The organism is Halomonas rhizosphaerae, assembly GCF_030010555.1.
GTDB lineage: Bacteria > Pseudomonadota > Gammaproteobacteria > Pseudomonadales > Halomonadaceae > Halomonas > Halomonas rhizosphaerae.
In genome coordinates this window covers 13,048-36,420 of sequence record NZ_JASCQP010000037.1, presented here as the reverse complement: position 1 = coordinate 36,420, position 23,373 = coordinate 13,048, and the positions used below count along the sequence as shown (strand labels likewise).

Below are 23,373 nucleotides of genomic sequence, written 5' to 3'. Positions count from 1 at the left end.
CGAGCTATGGTGACTTCTGGTGTACGGAAGGAGGTAGGAAAGGTGGCGTATCCTGTTGATTGATCTCGCCAGATCACAATCAACAAGGAATGGATACGCCATGACCAATTCTACCCTCCGGGCTCTTTCACAACCAGAACCCCAAGTCACTGACCCGCTGCACGAGCTGCTGCGCCAAGGTGCCCGTGACCTGATCGCCAAGGCAGTCGAGGCTGAGTTAGCCACCTTCCTGTCGCAGTATGCTGATCAGCGGCTAGACGATGGCCGCCAGGCCGTGGTCCGCAACGGCTACCTGCCTGAGCGCACGGTCCAGACCGGGATCGGGGATGTCAGCGTGCAGGTGCCCAAGGTGCGTGACCGCAGCGGCGGTGGCGCCCGCTTCAACAGCAGCCTGCTGCCGCCCTACTTGAAGCGGGCTCGCAGCATCGAGGAACTGATCCCTTGGCTCTATCTGAAGGGGATCTCCACCGGCGACTACCAGGAGGCCTTGGCGGCGCTGCTGGGCGACCAAGCCAAGGGGCTGTCGGCCAACACGGTGTCACGGCTCAAGAAACAATGGGAAGAGGAGCATACCGAGTGGCGGCAGCGGGACCTGGCAGACCGGCGCTACGTCTACTGGTGGGCTGACGGAATCTACAGCAATGTGCGCCTGGATGACCGCCTGTGCCTGCTGGTGATCATCGGCGTAACCGAGCAGGGCCGCAAAGAGCTGGTGGCCGTCGAAGACGGCTTCCGCGAGTCGGCGGACAGTTGGAAGACCTTGCTGACAGGCCTGCGAGAGCGCGGCCTGATCCAGGCGCCCAAGCTGGCGGTGGGCGACGGTGCCATGGGGTTCTGGGCGGCCCTGAGCAAGATCTATCCGGAGACCGACCATCAGCGTTGCTGGGTTCACAAGACGGCTAACGTGCTGAACAAGCTGCCGAAGTCCGTGCAGCCCAAGGTCAAGGCCGACCTCCATGACATCTGGATGGCAGAGACCCGCGACGGGGCGCACAAGGCTTTCGATCGCACCCTGAAACGCTTCGAGGCCAAGTACCCCAAGGCGATGGGGTGCCTGGCCAAGGATCGGGAAGAGCTGCTGGCGTTCTACGACTACCCGGCAGAGCACTGGGTGCATATCCGCACCACCAACCCGATCGAGTCGACCTTCGCCACAGTCCGCCTGAGGACCAAGCGCAGCCGAAACTGCGGCTCCCGGGCGACAACCCTGGCGATGGTCTTCAAGCTGCTCCAGAGCGCCCAAAAGCGATGGCGGCGTATCAAGCACTTCCAGAAGTTGGAGCTGGTCGTCAGCAACGTCGAGTTTCGGGATGGGGAGCAGGTAACCGATCAGTCAGACAGGAATGCGGCCTGACCGCCATCCACCAGATTTGACGATAACTCGTCGCCGGCCAACCCCAGGTCGACGACCTGGTGTTCCTCGAGGTGGGCCAGGCCGTCGAGGCGCTGCGTCACGGTGCCCTCGGCGCCCTCGACCTGCAGGTGGGCCAGCGTCTCGTAGCCGAGCTTCTCGGCCACCATCAGCCGGGCCATCAGCCGGGCCTCGCCCTGCTCGGGGGCGACGAAGTCCTCGGCGCGAATCCCCAGGGTGGCGGTGTCACCGGCCCCGAGGCCGCGCCCGTCCACCGCCACGGCCAGCATCTCGCCGGAGGGCAGACGCACGCCAGTGCGCTGCGGCCCTGGGTCGACCACCGTCACCGGCAGGGTATTGATGCGCGGCGAGCCGATGAACTCGGCAACCTCGAGGGACTTCGGGAAGTGGTAGAGCGATAGAGGCGCGCCGACCTGGGCGATGCGCCCGCTCGACAGCAGCACGATGCGGTCGGCGAGAGTCATCGCCTCGACCTGGTCGTGGGTGACGTAGATCATGGTGGCATTGAGCCGCTTGTGCAGCTCGGCGATCTGCACCCGCATCTCGACCCGCAACGAGGCATCGAGGTTTGACAGCGGCTCGTCGAACAGGAATACCGCCGGCTCCTTGACCAGGGTGCGGCCAATCGCCACCCGCTGGCGCTGGCCGCCGGAGAGATCCTTGGGCTTGCGCTCGAGCAACCGGGTGATCTGCAGGATGTCGGCGGCGTGCTCGACACGGCGGCGGATCTCGGCCTTGTCGGTGCGCGCGAGCTTGAGGCCGAATCCCATGTTCTCGGCAACCGTCATGTGCGGGTAGAGGGCGTAGGACTGGAATACCATGCCGATGTCACGCTCCTGGGGCGGAATCTCGTTGATCCTCTCACCGTCGAGGCACATCTCGCCGCGGGTGATATCCTCGAGCCCGGCGACCATGCGCAGCAGGGTCGACTTGCCGCAGCCCGAGGGGCCGACGAACACCACGAACTCGCCGTCGTTGATGGTCAGGTCGATGTCCCGCGAGATCTCGACGCCGTCATAGTCCTTGCCGATGCCTTCGAGTGTCAGACGTCCCATGAGGCTTCCTCCGAATCGGTGGTGCAGCGGGCGATGGCGATGCCATAGGCCGGCAGCCGTAGCGTGCCGTCCTGCCAGCTGCCGTTGACCCACGCCGGGGCCTCCGCGAGGCTCTGCGCCTCTCGAGGCGCCGGCAGCTCGCGTGGCTCACCGGCGAAGTTCAGCGCCACCAGCAGGCGGTTGCCCTGATGGGTGCGCTCGAGGCACAGCACCTCGTCGCGTACCGGGTGGTAGGTGATGTCGCCCTTGACCAGTGCCGGCTGGGTGCGGCGGAAGGCCAGGAAGGCGCGGTAGGCGTTGAGCAGCGAGTCCGGGGCGGCGTCCTGCTGGTCCACGGCCAGACCCAGGTGGGCGTCGGGTACCGGCAGCCAGGGCGCGGCCCGGGAGAAGCCGCCATGGGGGGCGTCGGCCTGCCACGGCATGGGGGTACGGCAGCCGTCGCGGCCCTTGTAGGCCGGCCAGAAGGTGATGCCGGCGGGATCCACCAGTTGCTCGAAGCTCAGTTCGGCCTCGGTCAGGCCCAGCTCCTCACCCTGGTAGAGGCAGATGCTGCCGCGCTGGGTGAGCAGAAAGGCCAGGTAGAGGCGCAGCGCCGCGGCGTCCCAGCGCGAGGCCAGGCGGGTGACGTCGTGGTTGCCCAGCGCCCAGCACGGCCAGCCATCCTCGATGCGCGATTCCATCTCGGTGAGGATGCCTCTCAGGTACTCGGGGTCATGGCGCTCGCCGAGCAGATCGAAGGAGTAGGCCATATGCAGGCGGTTGCCGCCCCGGGAGTACTCGGCCATCACGCCCAGCGAATCGTCGTCGCCGACCTCGCCGACGCTGGTGGTGCCCGGGTACTCGTCGAGCAGCGCACGCAGCCGCTCCAGGAAGGCCAGGTTCTCCGGTTGGGTCTTGTCGTGGATATGCTGCTGGTAGCCGTAGGGGTTGTCGGGGCGCACGCCGATAAAGCCCTCCCGGATATCGTCTCTGGGCGGGTTGTCCTTGAGCTCGCCATGGGTGCAGAAGTTCACCGCATCCAGGCGGAAGCCGTCGACGCCACGCTCCAGCCAGAAGCGCACCTCGCCGAGGATCGCCTCGACCACTGCCGGGTTGCGGAAATTGAGGTCTGGCTGCTCGACCAGGAAGTTATGCAGGTAGTACTGACAGCGCCGGGTATCCCACTGCCAGGCGGAGCCGCCGAAGATCGCCTGCCAGTTGGTGGGCGGGGCGCCATCGGGCCGGGGGTCGGCCCACACGTACCAGTCGGCCCTGGGGTTGTCGCGGCTTTCACGGCTCTCCTGGAACCAGGGGTGCGCATCGGAGGTGTGGGAAAGCACCTGGTCGATGGTGACCTTGAGGCCGCGGGCATGGGCGGCCTCCACCAGGCGGTCGAAGTCGACCAGGGTGCCGAACATCGGATCGACGTCGCGATAGTCGCTGACGTCATAGCCGAAGTCCTTCATCGGCGAGGTGAAGAAGGGCGACAGCCAGATGGCGTCGACATTCAGCGAGGCGATGTAGTCGAGCCGGTCGATCACCCCCTGCAGGTCGCCGATGCCATCGCCGCGGGTGTCCTGAAAGCTGCGGGGATAGATCTGGTAGATCACCGCGCCGCGCCACCAGTCGGCGCCCTGTCGGCCGAGGTACTGGGAAGTGTCTGTGGTCATGTGCCGGATCCTTGTCGTGAATCGCGGGTATCGGCGGGCCGATTCCGCGGAAAAAGTTTCACGCTCATGGTGGCGGCACGGCCGGCGGGAGAAATCCTCCCGCAGGATGGGCGACAGGCGTAGGCGGGGGGAGGAGGCGCCTTCCTACTCCCCCTGGATACGGGCGAGGAGATCACCGGCCAGGGCAATGGCCTCCTCCCGGCGGCGGATGCCCTGCTTCTGGTAGAGGCTGCGGATATGCGTCTTGATGGTGGTCGGCGCCACCGACAGCTGCTCGGCGATCTGCTCGTTGGAGAGTCCGGCATGGATCAGCCCCAGGATCTGCCACTCGCGACGGGTCAGGGGTGAGGTGCGGATCAGCTCCGGCACGTCCGGGCGGGCGACGATATCGGCGATCACCGACTCGTCGAGCATCAGGCGCACGGCACGGCCGAAGTCGCGCTGACGGCCGGCCAGCTCGATCAGCCGCTCGGCGCGACGCCGGGCCAGCTCATCCATTTCCCGGGTCTCGAGCAGCCGTGTGAGCATATCGGAAAGCGGTCGGCCCAGGCGCAGGAAGCTGCCGATGAGTGCCGTTCGCGAGGCCAGCTCCAGGGCTGCGGCCAGGTGATCCAGTGCCGCCGGCTCATGGCCGCACTGCCACTCCAGAACTGCCAGGCACAGCCGGTTGCGATTGGCGTCGGTGACAAGGCCGAAACGCGCCGCCTGGGCCTCCAGGGCCTCCAGCAGCCCCCGGGCCTCGTCGGGCCGGCCGAGCAGCAGCAGCGCCCGGGCGTGATTGCGGACGTTGGCCTGGGCGAAGTGGTTGCTGGCGGTGTCGGGCTCGGCAGGCGGCGCCTCCTGCAGCCAGCGGTCCACCGCATCGCGGTCGTCGTTGGCCTGCCACCAGGCCAGCAGGGTGGCGTGGGCATTGGCCCGCCAGTCGATGTGATAGTCGCCGTCGGCGAGTATCTTGCGGATGCGGCGGATGTGGTCGGCACACTGCGCCTGGTCGCCGCGGCCCTGGGCGACCTTGGCCAGGCTCACATGGCACTGCAGGGTCCAGCGCTCGCCTTGGCGGTCGAGAAGGGCGATGCCGGCCAGGGCCGCCTGCTCGGCCTCGTCCAGTCGGTGCCATTCCCACAGCAGTTGGCTGCGGATGCGATACAGGAACTCGGCGACTGGTAGCCGGTCGAGGCCGCTGTGCTCGATATGCGCGAAGGCCCGCTCCTGAGTGTCAAAGGCGGCTTGCAGCCGGCCCTGGGCGACCAGCGTCTCCGAATGGTGGCACAGCGCCCACAGCAACAGCTGGTCATCGCCGATGCGCTTCGCCTCGCGTTCCACCTCGTGGATCCGCGCCAGCGACTCCTCGAGTCGGCCCTGGACGAAGCGTGCTTCGCAGAGGATCGCACCGGCCGACACCGGCGTGGCGGCCAGGTAGCGGGCCGGTTGTGTCAGCGCCTGTTCGGCCAGTGGTGCGGCCCGTTCGGCGTCACCCTGGTTGATCGCCAACTGGGCGCGCAGGGTGGCGAACTCGGCGGAGAGCTCCTGCCAGGCAGGCTCCTCGAGCTGGGCCTCGATCCAGCCGATGGCCTCGGCGGTACGATCGAACTGGAACTGGGCGTGGGACACCCAGCCATGCAGCAGCGTCAGTTGCGGCGAGGTGCACAGGCATGTCTCACCGAGCGTCGCCAGGGCCCGCGCCAGCAGCGCAAAGTGGCCATGGGCCAGTAGCTGGGGGCCCTGGGACTCCACCAGCGTGATGACCCCCTCGGGATCATCGGCCTCGATGGCCTGGGACAGGGCCAGGGCGGGATCGCCCAGCGCCAGCCAGGCCTGGCTGGCACGGCGATGCAGCTGCCGCTGGGACGTCAGGCTCAGTTCATGGCGGCGATGACGCAGGTAACCGGCGAACAGGGGATGGAAGCGAAACCACTGCTCATGCGGGTCGGATCGCTCCAGGAACAGGCCGGCCCCCTCCAGGGCCTCGAGCCTCTGTGGGACTCGCTCCCCCTCCAACAGGCGAGCCACCAGCGCCGGAGAGAAACGCTCCAGGACCCCGAGCTGCAGCAGCAGCCGGCGGTCGGGTTCGTCGAGACAGGCCTCCAGCAGATCATCGAACCAGGCGACGAAGTCGGGGTGGCTGCCGCCCAGGCGCTCCAGCAGGCTGTCGAAACCGGCCCGGGTGGTGGTGCGCTGGATCAACCAGTCCAGTGCCATCACCCAACCTTCGGTGCGGCGCAGCGCCTGCTCCAGGCTGACCCGGGCGGGCGGAAAGCTGAGCTGCTCGGCACACAGCGTCTGGGCCTCCTCGAGGTCGAAGGCCAGTTCGTCCAGGCCGATCTCCTCCAGTTCACCACGCAGACGCAGCGCCGGCAGGCCCAGGGCCGGGCGGGTGCGAGAGACCAGGGTCAGGGTGAGCCAGCCCGGCTGGTGGCGCAGCCAGTGGCCAAGCGCCTCGAGGATCTCCGGATGGCGGACATGCTCGAACTCGTCGATCACCAGCCTACCCGGGGCGGCGCTGTCAGGCAGGGCGGTGAGCCAGGCTTCCACCCCTTCGATCAGGGAGCCGCCCTCGACCAGCTCCACCTCGAGACCCAACTCGCGGCACAGGCCACCCAGGGTGGCGCGGAAATAGCCGGCGAAGCGGTCGGGCGCGTCATCGCGTCCATCCAGCCGCAGCCAGGCGGCGGGCTGTTCCAGGGCCGGCAGCCGCTCGGCCAGCAGGGTGCTCTTGCCGTAGCCCGGTGGCGCCTGCACCACCAGCAGCCGGATACGCTCGTCGAGGATGAAGTGTTCGTTGAGGCGCGGGCGGGCTACCACGGTCGACGGCAGCGGGGGAGCGGCGAGCTTTTCCTGGATCAGCGGCATGGGAGACTCCCGCAGGAAAGATGATGGGCAAGTTACCCAGTATGGCTGCCCGGGCGGCCGACGAAAAAGCCCGCGGCCATCACGCCGCGGGCAAGCATCGAAACAGCAGACAGGGCCCGGCCGGCGCCGGGCCCTTGCCATCAGAACCAGACTTCGGTCTGCACGCCGAAGGTCCACTGGCTGCCGGTGAACTCGTCGCTGCCGAAGGCATCGTCGGCGCTGTAGTCATTCAGCTCCTCGTCCCAGTCGCTCCAGCTGGCGAACAGGCGGATCTCCGGGCGCTTCCAGAAGCCGCCCACCTGGGGCTTGAAGGTCGGGGCGATGGTGAACTTGGTGTAGTCCCCCTCGGCGGCGCTGCCATCGGCGCCCTGGTCCAGGTCCATCCACTGGTAGCTGGCCTCGTACTGCATCTCGAAGTTCTGGGTCAGCTCGTTGGCCAGGCGCACGTTGAGGGTCGCCCAGTCGTACTGGTCGCCATCGACATAGCGGTCCTCGCTGGTCTCGGCGAGAAGCGCCGGAGCCACACGCCACCTGGGTGCCACATAGGTGGTGCCGTAGAGGCCGACGCGGGTCGCGGTGGCATCCTCGGTCAGCCGGCCATCGGCGCCCAGCACCTTGACCTCGGCGCCCAGCCCCTGGCCATGCATCACCGCCGCCTTGAAATTGCCCTCGCCCAGGCCGAAGAAGCTGTCGCCATGGTAGGCCACCATGGTATGGAAGCCGTTATCTGCCGCCGTCTGGCCGGGATCGATGTCGCGCTCGTCGTTGTCGGTGGCGGACATGCCGCTCACCATCCACTGCCAGTTGCCGAAGTAGTTGTTGGAGGTCAGGATCAGGTTGTCGGTGTCGCCGCTGTCATCCCCCGGCGACTCGCGTGTCACGGGGAAGTCGCTGAAGCTGCGGCCGTAGAGCGAGACGTTGGACGTCCAGTTGTCGGCCAGCTGCATGTCGTAGATACCGGCGCCGGTACCGGCCAGGAACACGAAGTCGGTATCCATCCAGTGGATATCGAAGTTGTCGCGGTCGAAGCGCTTGCCGGCCCAGATGGAGGCGTTCTCGAAGGCGCCGGTGAAGCTCGGCAGGTCGCTGAACTCGGCATAGACCTGGCGTACGTTGAGGTTGGACTCGTCGGCGGTCCAGTCGTTGCTGGTGGTGGTACCGTCGGCGATCATGGTGCGGTAGTGGGCCTTGGCGCCGTTGTCGAAGCGCATCTTGTAGTTGAAGATCGCCTCGGCGTAGGTGTCCGGCTCGTTGCCCAGGCGACCGACATTACCGCCCAGCGGGCCCGCCGGTGTCACGCCCGGCCCACCGGGGGCACTCTTGCCGTCCTCGCCGATCAGCAGCCCCGAGCGGGCGTAGACGTTGAAGGAGAAGCCCTCCTCGCCGCTGGCCTGGCGTTCGACCTTGGCCAGGCGCTCCTCGACCTCGTCCTTTGACAGGCGGCCCTCGGCCTGCTGCTCGGCCAGGTCCGCGCGCTGTTCGGCGGCGTCTGCCCGCTGTTCGGCGGCGGCAATGCGCGCTTCCAGATCGGCGAGGCGCTGCTCGAGGGAGTGGTCGTCGGCGCCGGCCACCCCGGCGAGGCCCAGGCTGGCGGTAGCGATGGCGATGGCGAGCGGCTTCTTGAGCGTGACAGTGTGCATGGTCGTTCTCGTCCTTTGTTGTTGTCGCGACTGATGATCATCACGAAGGATGGGGGGTTCCCCCGGGGGCCGGGGCGTCGCCCCCGGCGCGAGATACCTCCCGGAACTTAATCGATTCAGATAACGACCACAAAAAGTCTTTTGTAATATTACGACCAATGTCTAAGCATGATCGGGAGCTCGGGCGTTTTCAGGTAATAAAACTACAAAAAGGGCCTCGCCATGACATACCCTGCCCCATCGACACCATGACGAGGACCCACGATGACGCCCGTGCACCCTTCCCTCTCCCTGATGCTCGGCATGATGCGCCTGCATGAGCGCCCCGAACTCCAGGCGCCGGCGCGGCTGGCCGACTGGATCGAGGCCCGCCTGGACCAGGGACTCGACTGGTTCGACCACGCCGACATCTATGGCGGCGACGGCCACAACGAGCGCCTGTTCGGCGAGGCCCTGCGCCACCGGCCCAGTCTCGCTGCTCGGGTGAGGGTGGTCACCAAGGCCGGCATCCTGATCCCTTCAGGGAACACCAAGCACTACGACAGTTCACCGGCATGGCTTGCCGGTGCCATCGACCGGGCCCTGGGGCGACTCGGAGTCGAGCGGCTGGACCTCTTCCTGATCCATCGCCCCGACCCGCTGATGGAGGCCGAGGCCACCGCCCGGGTGCTGGACGATGCCGTCCAGGCCGGCAAGGTCGCCGCCCTGGGGGTCTCCAACTTCCTGCCCGAGCAATGGCGCCGCCTGCAGGCGGCACTGTCCCATCCGCTGACCCACCACCAGTTGCAGCTCTCCCTCACCAAAACGGCACCGCTGTTCGACGGCAACTTCGATGCCCTGTGTCGAGACGGCCTCTCGGCCCTGGCCTGGTCGCCCCTGGACGGCGGCACCCTGTTCCAGGGCGCCGCCGGCCAGGCCCTGGCGCGTCTCGCCGCCCACCATGGCGTCAGCCCCGCCGGCCTTGCCCTGGCCTGGTTACGCCGGCTGCCGGGTTCGCCGGTGCCGGTGATCGGCACCCTCGACCCGGCACGGATCACGACCCTGCGCGACGAGGCCCGGCTCTCCCTGCCGCGCCAGGATTGGTTCGCCCTGCTGGAGGCGGCCCGCGGCCAGGAGGTCGACTGACCGCCGGCGGGTTGCGACCAAAGTCGCGGTTGAACTCCGGCGTGAGCAACGGCTAACTGTGGCGGTCACGATCTTAATCGTTTAAGTCGTAAGGGAGCGCTCGCCGGCCCCCGTAGGTGACATGTCGCCGCCGGCCCTCCCTCCCAGTACAGCGACAACAACAAGCGACGAGGAAGCCAGCATGTTCAAGAAGACCCTGATCTCCGCCATCGCCCTGGCAGGCGCTGCCGCCGGCAGCAGCCAGGCCCAGGCGGCGGACCTGACCATCTCCTGTGGGGCCGTCGGCGCCGAGCTCACCCTGTGCGAGCAGGGCGTCGCCCTGTGGGAGGAAAAGACCGGCCACGAGGTCGACATCGTCTCCACCCCCAACTCCTCCACCGAGCGCCTGTCGCTCTACCAGCAGATCCTCTCCGCCCAGTCCAGCGACATCGACGTGATGCAGATCGACGTGGTGTGGCCGGGCCTCCTGGCCAACCACCTGCTCGACCTGAGCGAGACCCTCGGCGAGGACGCCGCCGAGGGCCACTTCGAGGCCATCATCGAGAACAACACCATCGACGGCCGCCTGGTGGCCATGCCCTGGTTCACCGATGCCGGGGTGCTCTACTACCGCAAGGACCTGCTCGAGGAGCATGGCGTCGAGGCCCCCGGGACCTGGGAGGAACTGACCGAGATCGCCACCGAGATCCAGGCCGCCGAGCGCGAGGCCGGCAATGACAGGATGTGGGGCTTCGTCTTCCAGGGCCGCGCCTACGAGGGACTCACCACCAACGCGTTGGAGTGGGTGGCCAGCTATGGCGGCGGCACCATCGTCGATGCCGAGGGCGAAATCACCATCGACAACGCGCAGGCCGCCGAGGCGCTGGACCTCGCCGCCAGCTGGATCGGCAAGATCTCCCCTGAGGGCGCCCTCAACTACACGGAGGAGGAGGCCCGCGGCATCTTCCAGAGCGGTAACGCGGTGTTCATGCGCAACTGGCCCTATGCCTGGTCGCTGGCCCAGAGCGAGGAGAGCGACGTGCGCGACAAGGTCGGCGTGGTCAAGCTGCCCAGCGCCGATGGCCAGGAGAGCGCCGCCACCCTGGGCGGCTGGAACCTGGCCGTATCCCGCTACACCGAGAACCCCGAGCTCGCCGCCGACCTGGTGGCCTTCCTGACCGGCGAGGCGGAGCAGAAGCGCCGCGCCATCGAGGGGGCCTACAACCCCACCCTCGCCTCGCTCTACGAGGACGAGGAGGTGCTCGACGCCGTGCCCTTCTTCGGCACCCTCTACGACACCTTCACCAATGCCGTGGCGCGCCCCTCTGCCGCCACCGGCGACAACTACGGCCGAGTGAGCAACAGCTTCTTCAATGCCGTGCACCAGGTGCTCTCCGGTGACCAGAGCGGCGCCGAGGCCGTCTCCCAGGTGGACAGTGAACTCTCCCGCATCAAGCGTCGCCGCTGGTAACCCAGGAGGTCCTCATGTCGACTCCAGCCACCCAAAGCGCACCCCGGGCGGTGCGCTCCCCCCAGGCGGGCTACCGCGGCACCAAGGTACGCCGGCAGCGGGTCCGTGCCGCCTGGCTGTTTCTTCTACCCATGCTGGTGGCGCTGGCACTGGTAGCCGGCTGGCCCCTGCTGCGCACCTTCTACTTCAGCTTTACCGATGCCTCGCTGTCGGATACCGCCAGCGCGGCCTTTATCGGCGTCGAGAACTACCTGGTCTATGACGACGGCGCCTGGTACGGCCTGCTCACCGACCCGGTGTGGTGGAACTCGGTGTGGAACACCCTCTACTTCAGCGTCGTCTCGGTGTCGCTGGAGGTGGTGTTCGGCATCATCGTCGCGCTGCTGCTCAACGCCGAGTTCAAGGGCCGCATGCTGGTCCGCGCGGCGGTGCTGATTCCCTGGGCCATCCCCACCATCGTCTCGGCCAAGATGTGGGCCTGGATGCTCAATGACCAGTTCGGGATCATCAACCACCTGCTGATGGCGATCGGCATCATCGACTCGCCCATCGCCTGGACCGCCAGCGCCACCTACTCCATGTGGGCGGTGATCATGGTCGACGTCTGGAAGACCATTCCGTTCGTCGCGCTGCTGGTGCTGGCCGCCCTGCAGATGCTGCCCAAGGACTGCTACGAGGCCGCCGAGGTCGACGGCATCCACCCGGTGCGCGTGTTCTTCAAGGTCACCCTGCCGCTGATCACCCCGGCCCTGCTGGTGGCAGTGATCTTCCGCCTGCTCGACGCCCTGCGAGTGTTCGACGTGATCTACGTGCTGACCTCCAACTCCACCAGCACCATGACCATGTCGATCTACGCGCGCCAGCAGCTGGTCGAGTTCCAGGACGTCGGCTACGGCAGCGCCGCCTCGACCCTCCTGTTCCTGATCATCGCCCTGGCCGTGGTGATCTACCTCTACCTGGGCCGCCGTCAACTGGGAGTCGACCAATGAACCAGTATCAGCTGATCAAGCTCGCCAAGCGGGTCGGGTTCTATGCCCTGATCGCCGTTGTGATGGTCTACGCCATCTTCCCCTTCTACTACGCGGTGATCACCTCGCTGAAGCCCTCCAGCGAACTGTTTCGGGTCGACTTCTGGCTGTCGACGGTGGACTTCGGCAACTACGTGCAGATCTTCACCCAGAAGAGCTTCGTGCGCGCCATCCTCAACTCCATCATCGTCTCGCTGTCCGTGGTCTTCATCGCCCTGCTGCTCGGCATCACCGCCTCCTATGCGCTGGGCCGGGTCCGCTTCCGCGGCCGTGCCACGGTGATGCTGGTGATCCTCGGGGTCTCGATGTTCCCCCAGGTGGCGGTGCTCTCCGGACTGTTCGAGGTGATCCGGGGGCTCGGCCTCTACAACAACCCGGCCGGCCTGATCCTGAGCTACACCATCTTCACGCTGCCCTTCACTGTCTGGGTGCTGACCACCTTCATGAAGCAGTTGCCCATGGAGCTGGAAGAGGCGGCAATCATGGACGGCGCCACCCCCTGGGTGACCATCACCAAAGTGTTCCTGCCGCTGATGTGGCCGGCCATGGCGACCACCGGCCTGCTGGCCTTCATCGCCGCCTGGAACGAATTCCTCTTCGCCCTGACCTTCACCCTCACCGACGACCAGCGCACCGTGCCGGTGGCGATCGCCCTGATCTCCGGCGGTAGCCAGCACGAACTGCCCTGGGGACCGATCATGGCCGCCTCGGTCACCGTCACCGTGCCGCTGGTGATCCTGGTGATGATCTTCCAGAAGCGTATCGTCTCCGGTCTCACCGCCGGTGCGGTCAAGGGCTGACCTCATGACACCCAAGGAACCCGAGATGCAAGACAACCTGACCTGGTGGCGCGGCGGCGTCATCTACCAGATCTACCCGCGCAGCTTCATGGACAGCAACGGTGACGGCATCGGCGACCTGGCGGGCATCACCGCGAAGCTCGACCATGTCGCCAGCCTGAACGTGGACGGTATCTGGCTGTCGCCCTTCTTCACCTCGCCGATGCTCGACTTCGGCTACGACGTCAGCGACTACCGTGACGTCGACCCGATGTTCGGCACCCTGGAGGACTTCAAGGCCCTGCTGGCAAAGGCCCACGCGCGGGGCCTGAAGGTGATGATCGACCAGGTGATCAGCCACTCCTCGGACCGCCACCCCTGGTTCCAGGAGAGCCGCGCCGATCGCGCCAACCCCCGCGCCGACTGGTACGTCTGGGCCGACCCCAGACCCGACGGCACGCCACCCAACAACTGGCTGTCGATCTTCGGCGGGCCGGCCTGGACCTTCGATTCGCGCCGCCGCCAGTACTACCTGCACAACTTCCTGACCAGCCAGCCGGACCTGAACTTCCATAACCCGGAGGTCAGACAGGCGCAGCTGGACAACATGCGCTTCTGGCTGGAGCTCGGCGTCGACGGCTTCCGCCTGGACACCGTCAACTTCTATTTCCACGATGCCGAACTGCGCGACAACCCGCCGGTTCCCCAGGGCGAGGCCAAGACCCTCGGCGCCCCGGACGCCAACCCCTATACCTGGCAGCGTCACGTCCACGACATCAGCCGCCCGGAGAACCTGGCGTTCCTGCGCGACCTGCGGGCGTTGATGGACGAGTTCCCGGGCACCACCACGGTAGGCGAGATCGGCGACGACAACCCGCTGGCGCGCATGGCCGAGTACACCGCCGGCGGCGACAAGCTGCACATGGCCTACACCTTCGACCTGCTCAACGCGCCCCACTCGCCGGCCTACATCCGCAAGGTGATCGAGCGCTTCCAGCGCCTGGCCGGCGACGCCTGGCCCTGCTGGGCGACCTCCAATCACGACGTGGAGAGAAGCGCCACCCGCTGGGGCAGGGGCGAGGATCCCGTGGCCTACCCCAAGGTGATGCTGGCCATGCTCTTCTCGCTACGCGGCAGCGTCTGTCTCTACCAGGGCGAGGAGCTCGGCCTGCCCGAGGCCGAAGTGCCCTTCGAGCGCATCCAGGACCCCTACGGCAAGGTGCTGTGGCCGGAGTTCAAGGGTCGCGATGGCTGCCGCACGCCGATGCCTTGGCGCCAGGCCCCGCAGGGCGGGTTCTCGAGCGTGGAGCCCTGGCTGCCGGTGGAGGAGCGCCACCTGCCACTGGCCGTCGAGAACCAGCAGGCCGACCCCGACTCGCCCCTCGCCGCGACCCGCACGCTGCTGGCCTTCCGCGCCGCGCATCCGGCGCTGGTCGACGGCGACCTCACCCTGGTCGACGTCGGCGAGGAACTGCTCGGCTTCGTGCGCGAAAGCGACCGGGAGCGAGTGCTGTGCCTCTTCAACCTCGGCGGCAAGACCCTGAGCACGACGCTGCCCCACTCCGGCACCCCGCTCCAGGGGCACGGCTTCGTGTCGGCACTCGATGGCGACACCCTGACCCTGCCGCCCTATCAGGCGGCCTTCCTGGCCCTCGACCACTGACAACACACAACAAGGGCCGGCCCCGAGGCCGGCTAGGAGTCGCAAGATGGCAAGCGTGACCCTGGAAAGGCTCAACAAGACCTTCGGCAGCACCCATATCATCAAGGATGTCGACCTCAAGGTCGGCGATGGCGAGTTCGTGGTCTTCGTCGGCCCATCGGGCTGCGGCAAGTCGACCCTGCTGCGCCTGATCGCCGGGCTCGAGTCGATCAGCGACGGCGAGCTCAGGATCGCCGACGACGTGGTCAACGACCTGCCGCCCCGCGAGCGCGGCGTGGGCATGGTGTTCCAGTCCTACGCCCTCTATCCGCACATGACGGTCTACGAGAACATGGCCTTCGGCCTCAAGCTGGCCAAGATGGCCAACGAGACCGTCGATGAGCGGGTGATGGCCACGGCCCGGATCCTGCAGCTCGAGGAGCTGCTGCACCGCAAGCCCAAGGAACTCTCCGGCGGCCAGCGCCAGCGCGTGGCCATGGGGCGCGCCATGGCGCGTGAACCGCGCATCCTGCTGTTCGACGAGCCGCTCTCCAACCTCGACGCCTCGCTGCGTGTGCAGATGCGCAACGAGATCGCCCGCCTGCACCATCGCCTGGGCTCCACCATGATCTACGTCACCCACGACCAGGTGGAGGCGATGACCCTGGCAGACAAGATCGTGGTGCTGCGCGACGGCCGCATCGAGCAGGTCGGCAGCCCCCAGACCCTCTACCAGCAGCCAGCCACCAGGTTCGTGGCCGGCTTCATCGGCTCGCCCACCATGAACTTCATGCCGGCCGAACTGCTCGGCGCAGAGGACGGCTGCCGGGTGACCGCGCCGGGCCTCGGCGAGCTGTCGCTGCCCCAGGACGCCAGCGGCCAGCCCGCCGGCGCCGAGCTGTCGCTGGGGGTACGCCCCGAACACCTGCGCCTGGCCGAGGCCGAGGGCGACAACCGCTTCGAGATCGTCAATGTCGAGTACCTGGGCAACGAGGTCTACGTCTATCTCGAGCCCCGGGTCGGCGACACCCTGCTGATCCACCGCAGTGAGGCGCCCAGCCGCTGGGAGATCGGCCAGCGGGTCGCCCTGGTGCCGGAGCTCGAGCATGTGCACCTGTTCGACGCCCAGGACCGGGCCCTGGAGATCGCCAATCGACGCCGGGCGGCCTGACCCCTCCCTCCCCACCCACCGCCGTGATCAGGAGACCGGGATGTCGCTCTCTCGACCCCCTCACGATGCACAGCAGGACTGGTGGCGCGGCGCGGTGATCTACCAGATCTACCCCCGCAGCTTCCAGGACACGGGCGCCGACGGCATCGGCGACCTGCAGGGCGTGATCGACCGGCTCGACTACATCGCCTCGCTGAACGTCGATGCCATCTGGCTGTCGCCCTTCTTCACCTCGCCGATGAAGGACTTCGGCTATGACGTCAGCGACTATCGCGACGTCGACCCGATGTTCGGCACGCTCGAGGACTTCGACCGCCTGGTGCAGGCGGCCCACGCCCGCGGCCTCAAGGTCACCATCGACCAGGTGCTCTCCCACAGCTCCGATGCGCACCCCTGGTTCCTGGAGAGCCGCGAAAGCCGCGACAACCCCAAGGCCGACTGGTACGTGTGGGCCGACCCCAGGCCCGACGGCGCCCCGCCCACCAACTGGCAGGCGATCTTCGGCGGCAGCGCCTGGCAGTGGGACACCCGGCGCTGCCAGTACTACCTGCATAACTTCCTGGTCGAGCAGCCGGACCTCAACTTCCGCAACCCGGCAGTCGTCGAGGCCATCCTCGGCGAGGTGCGCTTCTGGCTGGAGCGCGGCGTCGACGGCTTCCGCCTGGATGCGATCAACTTCTGCACCCATGGCGAGCTCAAGGACAACCCGCCCAGAGACGATATCCGGGAGGGCTTTATCGGCGTGCGTCCCGACAACCCCTACGGCTACCAGCAACATCGCTATGACAAGACCCAGCCGGAGAACCTGCTCTTCCTGGAGCGGCTGCGTGCGCTGCTCGACGAGTACCCCGGCACCACCAGCGTCGGCGAGGTGGGCGACGACGACTCCTTGGGGGTGATGGCCGAGTACACGCAGGGGGGCAAGCGCCTGCACATGTGCTACTCGTTCAACCTATTGACCGAGAATGCCGACCCTGGGCACCTGCTCGCACCGCTGGAGGAGATGGAGGCCCGCATCGGCGATGGCTGGCCGTGCTGGGCACTGGGCAACCACGATATCACCCGCCTGGCCACCCGCTGGAACGCCGAGGGCAAGGCGGCGAAGCTGCGCCTCTACCTGGCCTTCCTGCTTACCCAGCGCGGCAGCGTCTGCCTCTACCAGGGCGAGGAACTGGGCCTGACCGAGGCCGAACTGACCTTCGATCAGCTGGTCGACCCCGCCGGCATCACCTTCTGGCCCAGCTACAAGGGGCGCGATGGCTGCCGCACGCCCATGCCCTGGCAGGCCGACAACCCGAATGCCGGCTTCTCGGACTCGGCTCCCTGGCTGCCGATCCCCGCGGAGCACCGGGGGCTGGCGGTGGACCAGCAGGAGCATGACCCCGCTTCGCTGCTCAATGCCTATCGCGCCTTCCTGGCCTTCCGCCGCACCCAGCCGGCACTGGTCAAGGGGGACATCCGCTATCACCCGCTGCGCGATGACGTCATCTCTCTCGAGCGTCGTCACCTGGGCGAGAGGCTGCTGGTGGCCCTCAATTTCGCCGCAGAGCCCCGCGAGCTGGGCGCCCCCCGGGAGGCCCACGCCCTCGACGACGCCCCGGCGATGGTCAACGGTACCTGGCGGGACGGCACGCTGCGGCTGCCGGCCCATGGCATCGCCATCGCCCGCGTCACGGACGACGTCCCCTGGACACCCACCCCTGAGACTCGGAGGCCGGGATGAGAGCCCTCCCGGCCAGGCCCGACAGCATGGCACTCTCAACAACGACAAGATGAGGCACCCCATGAAGAGATCGACTCCCCTGCTCCCCGCACACCGTCGCCTGCTCGCTGGACTCCTGCTGGGCGGCTCGGCACTGACCGCCCAGCAAGCTCTGGCGGCGGAGATCTCCATCGCCTGTGGCCCCGGCGACGCCGCCGACTACTGCCCGGTGCTCGCCGAGCGCTGGGCGGAGGAGACCGGCCACGAGGTCAATGTCGTCTCCACCCCCAACGACGCCACCGAGAAGCTCTCGCTCTACCAGCAGCTGCTCGGCAGCCAGTCCACGGACATCGACGTGCTGATGATCGACATCGTCTGGCCGGGCCTGCTCGCCGACCATCTGGTGGACCTCTCCGAGTACCTGCCGGCGGATGCCACCGAGGGCATCTTCCCGGCGCTGATCGAGAACAACACCGTCGACGGCAAGTTGATGGCCATCCCCTGGTTCACCGATGCCGGGCTGCTCTACTACCGCAAGGACCTGCTCGAGCAGTACGGTCATGAGGTGCCCGAGACCTGGCAGGAGCTGACCGAGACCTCGCGCGAGGTGCAGGCCGCGGAGCGCGAGGCGGGTAACGACGGCTTCTGGGGCTACACCTTTCAGGGTCGGGCCTACGAGGGCCTGACCACCAATGCCCTGGAGTGGGTGGCGAGCCACGGTGGCGGCACCATCGTCGACGACGAGGGCAACGTCACCATCAACAACCCCCGCGCCGCCGAGGCCCTGGACCTGGCCGCCTCCTGGATCGACGACATCTCCCCGGAGGGCACCCTCAACCATACCGAGGAGGAGACCCGCGGCATCTTCCAGTCCGGCAATGCGCTGTTCCTGCGCAACTGGCCCTATGTCTGGTCGCTGGCCAACGGTGAGGGCAGCGAGGTGGCCGGCAAGGTGGGCATGGCTCCGCTGCCACGCGGTCCCGAGGGCCCCGGCGACGCGGCTCCGGGCGGCGAAAGCAGGAGCGTGGCCACCCTGGGCGGCTGGAACTGGGCGGTGTCGCGCTATTCGGAACACCCCGACGTCGCGGCCGACCTGGTCGCCTACCTGACCGCCGAGGCCCAGCAGAAGGAGCATGCCATCGAGATCGGCATGAACCCCACCATCGAGGCGCTTTACGAGGATGAAGAGGTGCTGGCCAGCAACCCCTCCATGGGCGAGCTCTACGAGACCCTGACCAATGGCGTACCGCGACCCGCCACCGTGACCGGCAGCGACTACCCGCGGGTCTCCAACGCCTTCTTCAACCGCGTGCACTCGGTGCTCTCCGGGGACCTCGATGGCCAGGCCGCCGTGCAGCAGCTGGAGGGAGAGCTGCGCCGCCTCAGCCGCCGCTGGTGATCCGGCCCCTTGTCCACACCGCAGACCATGACTCACGGAGGGCCGCCAGGCCCTCCACGATACCTCGAGGCTTGCATGACTCTGTCCCAACACCGCCTGCACGACCGACACGACTGGTGGCGCGGTGCCACCCTCTACCAGATCTACCCGCGCAGCTTCATGGACGCCAATGGCGACGGCATCGGCGACCTGGCGGGAATTTCCGAGAAGCTCGATCATGTAGCGAGCCTCGGCGTCGACGCCATCTGGCTCTCGCCGTTCTTCACCTCGCCGATGGACGACTTCGGCTACGACGTGGCCGACTACCGCGGCGTCGACCCCATGTTCGGCAGCCTCGACGACTTCCGCGCGCTGGTCGAGCGTGCCCATGACCTGGGCCTGCGGGTGATCATCGACCAGGTGCTCTCCCACAGCTCCGACCGGCATGCCTGGTTCCAGGAGAGCCGCCAGGATCGCACCAATGCCAAGGCCGACTGGTACGTCTGGGCAGATCCCCGGCCGGACGGCAACCCGCCCAACAACTGGATGGCGGCCTTCGGCGGTCGCGCCTGGACCTTCGACGCCCGGCGCCGCCAGTACTACCTGCACAACTTCCTGCCCAGCCAGCCGGACCTCAATTTCCACCACCCCGAGGTGCAGCAAGCGCAGCTCGACAACCTGCGCTTCTGGCTGGAGCTCGGCGTCGACGGCTTCCGCTTCGACGTGGTCAACTACTACTTCCACGACCCCGCGCTGACCGACAACCCGCCGATGCCCCGCGAACGGGTACAGCCCGGCAACCCCCAGAGCTACCAGTTCCAGCGCCACAACATCGAGCAGCCCGAGAACCTCGCCTACCTGGAGCGGATCCGCGCGCTGCTCGACGAGTACCCGGGGGCCACCACTGTGGGCGAGATCGCCGGCAACGACCAGCTGCCGACCATGGCCGCCTATACCGCCGGCGAGTCGCGCCTGCATATGGCCTACACCTTCGACCTGCTGGGCTCCACGGGCGACGCCGCCGAGCTTCACGACGTGCTGGCCCGCTTCCGGGAGCTCGGCGAGGACACCTGGCCGTGCTGGGCGCTCTCCAACCACGACGTCGAGCGCAGCGCCACCAGCTGGGGCGAGGAGCGCGCGCTGCTGGCGCTGACCGTGCTCTGCTCGCTGCGTGGCAGCCTCTGCCTCTACCAGGGCGAGGAGCTCGGCCTGCCCGAGGCCGAACTCGCCTATGGGGACCTGCAGGACCCCTTCGGCATCAATCTCTGGCCCGAGGTCAAGGGCCGCGACGGCTGCCGCACGCCGATGGTCTGGGAGGATGCACCGAACGGCGGCTTCTGCCCCGAGGGCACCGCTCCCTGGCTGCCGGTGTTCGAACGACACCTGCCGCTGGCCGTCACGCGCCAGGACCCGATGGCCGACAGCCTGCTGGCCCGGGTCCGCCGGCTGCTTACGCTGCGCGGCGGCAACGCATTGCTGCGCCAGGGTGAACAGACGCTGATCGATCGCGCCATTCTGCCCCACCGAGTGTTCGGCGTGCTGCGTCATGACGGCGAACGGCGCCTGCTGTGCCTGGCGCATCTCGGCCATGCGACAGGTGATCGGGCGGAGATTTGCCTTGATGCCCTGATGCCCGGCGCCGATGGCTGGTCCAGTCTGGCCCTGCCGGGCATGGCGACGCCACTGCTGGAAGGCCGACAGCTGGTCATGGAGCCCGGCCAGGCGGCGTGGTTGAGCATTGTCTGACAGCGTCGTGAACGACCGCCCGGGGCTCGCCTCGGGTGGCTACCCTGACCCTGCCGGGCCATGCTAGGCTGCTAACTAAATCGTTCCAGTCCACCCTGACCGTAATGGAGTCAGCCGCCAAGTGCCTCTCCCCCGTCGCATGACCCTCAAGGACCTGGCCCGCGAGCTCGGCGTCTCCACCGCCACCATCTCCAACGCCTTCAACCGGCCCGACCAGCTCTCCCCGAAGCTGCGCGAGCACATCCTCACCGAGGCCCGGCGCCTGGGCTACAGCGGCCCCGACGCCCGGGCCCGTAGCCTGCGCACGGGCCGTTCGCGGATCATCGCCGTGATCCTCGCCGAGAGCCTGACCTACAGCCTCAACGATGCGGTCTCCAGCGAACTGCTCTCGGGCATCGCCGAGGTGCTCGACACTCGCGGCCACACCCTGCTGCTGCTCTCGGGGCGCCAGAACGCCGCCAGCGTGCCCGGGGCCTCGAGCATTGCCGACGGCTTCATCATCTATGGCCTGATGCCGAGCCTGAAGCTGTTCTCCGACCTCCCGCCCGAGCGCCCCCTGGTGGCGGTGGACTTCGATATCGAGGACCACGCCACGGTGCACGTCGACAACGAGCCGGCGTGCTACGCCATCGCCCGCCATGCCCTGAGGGTGCCGACGCGACGCCCCGCGGTGATCAACCTGCGACTGACCGAGCAGCCCTGCAATGGCCGCATCGACGATGACCAGGCGCTGCTCTCGGCCGAGCGCACCATCACCCGGGCCCGCCTCGCCGGCTTCCAGCGGGCCTTCGTCGAGGCCGGCATCGACCCGGCCGAGGTGCCGATGTGGAACATCGAGGAGAACACCTTCGAGGTCTGCACCCCGGTGATCGAGGAGATCCTCGACCTGCCGGACGCCGAGCGGCCCGACCTGCTGCTGTGCATGTCCGACCGCATCGCCCTCACCGTGGTGACGCTCGCCGAGCAGCGCGGCCTGCGCATCCCCGAGGACCTGCGGCTGACCGGCTTCGACGGCATCGCCGAGGGGCAGTATCGTGCTCCCCGGCTGACCACCATCCGCCAGGACAGCACCGAGAAGGGCCGCATCGCCGCGCGCATGATCCTCGGGATGGAACCCGCCGAATCCCGTGTCATGGCAACCGAAATGATGATTGGCGACACCTGCCCCTGACGCTGATCGGCTCATCCGGCCACATGCTTCCTGGCTGACCCCGGGCGCGCCCCTCCCCTCGCCGCTATAGTGAAGGTCAGGCTAGTGCCCGTGATCGGTGTCCTTCGGCGCCCGCACCGCGCACGAGGACCCTCTCATGGCCACGACGGTTGCGGTGATCCAGAAGCCCCCGGTACTGCTCCAGCGAGACGCGACACTGCAACGGATGCTCGACGCCGTCGACGAGGCGGCCGGCGCCGGGGCGACCCTGCTGGTCTTTCCCGAAGCCTATATCCCCGGCTATCCGACCTGGATCTGGCGACTCGCCCCGGGGGGCGACATGGCGCTGACCAGCGAGCTGCATGCCAGGCTGCGCGAGAATGCCGTCGACCTCGGCGGCGACACCCTGGCGCCCATCCAGGAGGCGGCCGCCCGGCACGGGGTGACCCTGGTGACGGGCCTCAACGAGATCGACAGCCGCTACAGCGGCACCACCCTGTTCAACAGCGTGGTCGTGGTCGGCCCGGATGGGCGGCTGCTGAATCGCCACCGCAAGCTGATGCCGACGAACCCCGAGCGCATGGTCTGGGGCATGGGCGATGCCAGCGGGCTCAAGGTGGTCGAGACCCCCGCCGGACGCCTCGGCACCCTCATCTGCTGGGAAAGCTACATGCCGCTGGCGCGCTATGCCCTCTATGCCCAGGACCTGGAGGTCTTCATCAACCCGACCTGGGATTCCAGCGACATCGCGCTCGCCTCGCTGCGCCATATCGCCAGGGAAGGCGGCTGCTGGGTGATCGGCACGTCCACCGCCCTCCGGGGAAGCGACATCCCCGCCTCCTTCCCCGAGCGCGACCGGCTCTACACCCCGGAGGAGTGGGTCAACGTCGGCAATGCGGTGGTCATTGCCCCCTCGGGGGAGGTGGTGGCAGGCCCCCTCGATCGCGAGAAGGGCATCCTCTATGCCGAGATCGAGGTCGAGACCGCCCGCCGGGCACGTCGCTCGCTGGATGTCTGCGGCCACTATGCCCGGCCGGACATCTTCTCGCTGTCGGTGAATCGCAACCCTCAGCCCCCGGTGGTGTTCACGGAGGCCTGACAAGCACGCGGGAAGCCATGAGAGCGCGACGCGGATCAGGCCCCGTTGAGGGTCGCGATCAGCCGCCGCGCCCCACCATGGTCCCGGTGCTCTCCCAACCAGAGCCCCTGCCAGGTGCCGAGCACCAGGCGGCCATCGCGCACCGCCAGCGTCAGCTGGGTGCCGAGAAGGCTAGCGCAGACATGGGCCGGCATGTCGTCCGGCCCCTCGAGGGTATGGCGAAAGTAGGGCAGGTCGCCGGGGATCCGCTCGCGCAGGAAGGCATCCAGGTCATGGCGCACGTCCGGGTCGGCATTCTCGTTGAGGGTCAGCGACGCCGAGGTGTGCAAGAGCTGCAGGTGCAGCAGCCCCATGGAGACCTCCCACAAGCCGGGCAGGCCGTCGACCACCTCGTCGGTGATCAGGTGAAAGCCGCGCGAGCGCGGCGCGAGACGCAGTTCCTGCTGTTGCCACATCACGGTTCCTCGAGACGGATGAAGGGATACCGCCATGCTAGCGTGACTCCCCGCCGTGACAAGGGCGCCGCACCCCGCGCCG

General features: G+C 67.6%; 17 protein-coding genes. 12 read left to right on the top strand and 5 right to left on the bottom strand.

Features of this window, described 5'->3' with window-relative positions; translation table 11 throughout:
• Positions 1-100 precede the first annotated feature (100 nt).
• A complete protein-coding gene (locus QLQ83_RS16675; RefSeq protein ID WP_282733537.1) occupies positions 101-1,354 on the top strand; it encodes an IS256 family transposase in 1,254 nt (417 codons plus the stop codon).
• On the opposite strand, the gene ugpC is transcribed toward QLQ83_RS16675, so the two are convergent.
• From ugpC to QLQ83_RS16655, 4 genes are all read right to left on the bottom strand, one after another.
• Positions 1,330-2,427: a sn-glycerol-3-phosphate ABC transporter ATP-binding protein UgpC gene (ugpC, locus tag QLQ83_RS16670; RefSeq protein WP_282736641.1), complete on the bottom strand. Its 1,098-nt coding sequence runs from the start codon at positions 2,425-2,427 to the stop codon at positions 1,330-1,332. The two genes, QLQ83_RS16675 and ugpC, sit on opposite strands and share 25 nt — an antisense overlap.
• The gene (locus tag QLQ83_RS16665; protein ID WP_282736640.1) at positions 2,415-4,076 is read right to left on the bottom strand and encodes an alpha-amylase family glycosyl hydrolase; all 1,662 of its coding nucleotides are present in this window, start codon (positions 4,074-4,076) and stop codon (positions 2,415-2,417) included. The genes ugpC and QLQ83_RS16665 overlap by 13 nt, the downstream gene beginning before the upstream one ends.
• 144 nt (positions 4,077-4,220) lie before the next feature.
• Positions 4,221-6,926 carry an HTH-type transcriptional regulator MalT gene (gene malT, locus QLQ83_RS16660; protein WP_282736639.1) on the bottom strand — a complete coding sequence of 902 codons (2,706 nt, stop codon included), beginning with the start codon at positions 6,924-6,926 and terminating at the stop codon, positions 4,221-4,223.
• Between the two features lie 140 nt (positions 6,927-7,066).
• A complete protein-coding gene (locus QLQ83_RS16655) occupies positions 7,067-8,566 on the bottom strand; it encodes a carbohydrate porin (protein ID WP_282736638.1) in 1,500 nt (499 codons plus the stop codon).
• Between the two features lie 264 nt (positions 8,567-8,830).
• Between QLQ83_RS16655 and QLQ83_RS16650 the strand changes: the two genes are divergently transcribed.
• The 11 genes from QLQ83_RS16650 (at position 8,831) to QLQ83_RS16600 (ending at position 22,836) form a co-directional block, all read left to right on the top strand.
• Positions 8,831-9,691: an aldo/keto reductase gene (locus QLQ83_RS16650; protein WP_282736637.1), complete on the top strand. Its 861-nt coding sequence runs from the start codon at positions 8,831-8,833 to the stop codon at positions 9,689-9,691.
• Positions 9,692-9,872: 181 nt separating this feature from the next.
• Positions 9,873-11,141, top strand: coding sequence for an ABC transporter substrate-binding protein (locus QLQ83_RS16645; RefSeq protein WP_282736636.1), 1,269 nt, complete (start codon positions 9,873-9,875; stop codon positions 11,139-11,141).
• A gap of 14 nt (positions 11,142-11,155) precedes the next feature.
• A complete protein-coding gene (locus QLQ83_RS16640) occupies positions 11,156-12,130 on the top strand; it encodes a carbohydrate ABC transporter permease (RefSeq protein ID WP_282736635.1) in 975 nt (324 codons plus the stop codon).
• Positions 12,127-12,969, top strand: coding sequence for a carbohydrate ABC transporter permease (locus tag QLQ83_RS16635; protein ID WP_282736634.1), 843 nt, complete (start codon positions 12,127-12,129; stop codon positions 12,967-12,969). The genes QLQ83_RS16640 and QLQ83_RS16635 overlap by 4 nt, the downstream gene beginning before the upstream one ends.
• A 25-nt stretch (positions 12,970-12,994) precedes the next feature.
• The gene (locus tag QLQ83_RS16630; protein WP_282736633.1) at positions 12,995-14,611 is read left to right on the top strand and encodes an alpha-glucosidase family protein; all 1,617 of its coding nucleotides are present in this window, start codon (positions 12,995-12,997) and stop codon (positions 14,609-14,611) included.
• A 46-nt stretch (positions 14,612-14,657) separates the two neighbouring features.
• On the top strand, positions 14,658-15,761 hold the full coding sequence (locus QLQ83_RS16625; protein WP_282736632.1) for an ABC transporter ATP-binding protein: 1,104 nt from the start codon (positions 14,658-14,660) through the stop codon (positions 15,759-15,761).
• 40 nt (positions 15,762-15,801) lie between these two features.
• Positions 15,802-17,484, top strand: a complete 1,683-nt coding sequence (locus QLQ83_RS16620; RefSeq protein WP_282736631.1) for an alpha-amylase family glycosyl hydrolase — start codon at positions 15,802-15,804, stop codon at positions 17,482-17,484.
• Positions 17,485-17,545: 61 nt separating this feature from the next.
• On the top strand, positions 17,546-18,862 hold the full coding sequence (locus tag QLQ83_RS16615) for an ABC transporter substrate-binding protein (protein ID WP_282736630.1): 1,317 nt from the start codon (positions 17,546-17,548) through the stop codon (positions 18,860-18,862).
• A 75-nt stretch (positions 18,863-18,937) separates the two neighbouring features.
• Positions 18,938-20,587: an alpha-amylase family glycosyl hydrolase gene (locus QLQ83_RS16610; protein ID WP_282736629.1), complete on the top strand. Its 1,650-nt coding sequence runs from the start codon at positions 18,938-18,940 to the stop codon at positions 20,585-20,587.
• A gap of 121 nt (positions 20,588-20,708) precedes the next feature.
• Positions 20,709-21,758 carry a LacI family DNA-binding transcriptional regulator gene (locus tag QLQ83_RS16605; RefSeq protein WP_282736628.1) on the top strand — a complete coding sequence of 350 codons (1,050 nt, stop codon included), beginning with the start codon at positions 20,709-20,711 and terminating at the stop codon, positions 21,756-21,758.
• Between the two features lie 136 nt (positions 21,759-21,894).
• Positions 21,895-22,836, top strand: coding sequence for a carbon-nitrogen hydrolase family protein (locus tag QLQ83_RS16600; protein WP_282736627.1), 942 nt, complete (start codon positions 21,895-21,897; stop codon positions 22,834-22,836).
• Between the two features lie 35 nt (positions 22,837-22,871).
• Here the strand turns inward: QLQ83_RS16600 and QLQ83_RS16595 are convergent, their stop codons facing one another.
• Positions 22,872-23,291 (bottom strand): secondary thiamine-phosphate synthase enzyme YjbQ, encoded by a 420-nt coding sequence (locus QLQ83_RS16595; protein ID WP_282736626.1) that lies wholly within the window; start codon positions 23,289-23,291, stop codon positions 22,872-22,874.
• Between the last annotated feature and the right edge of the window lie 82 nt (positions 23,292-23,373).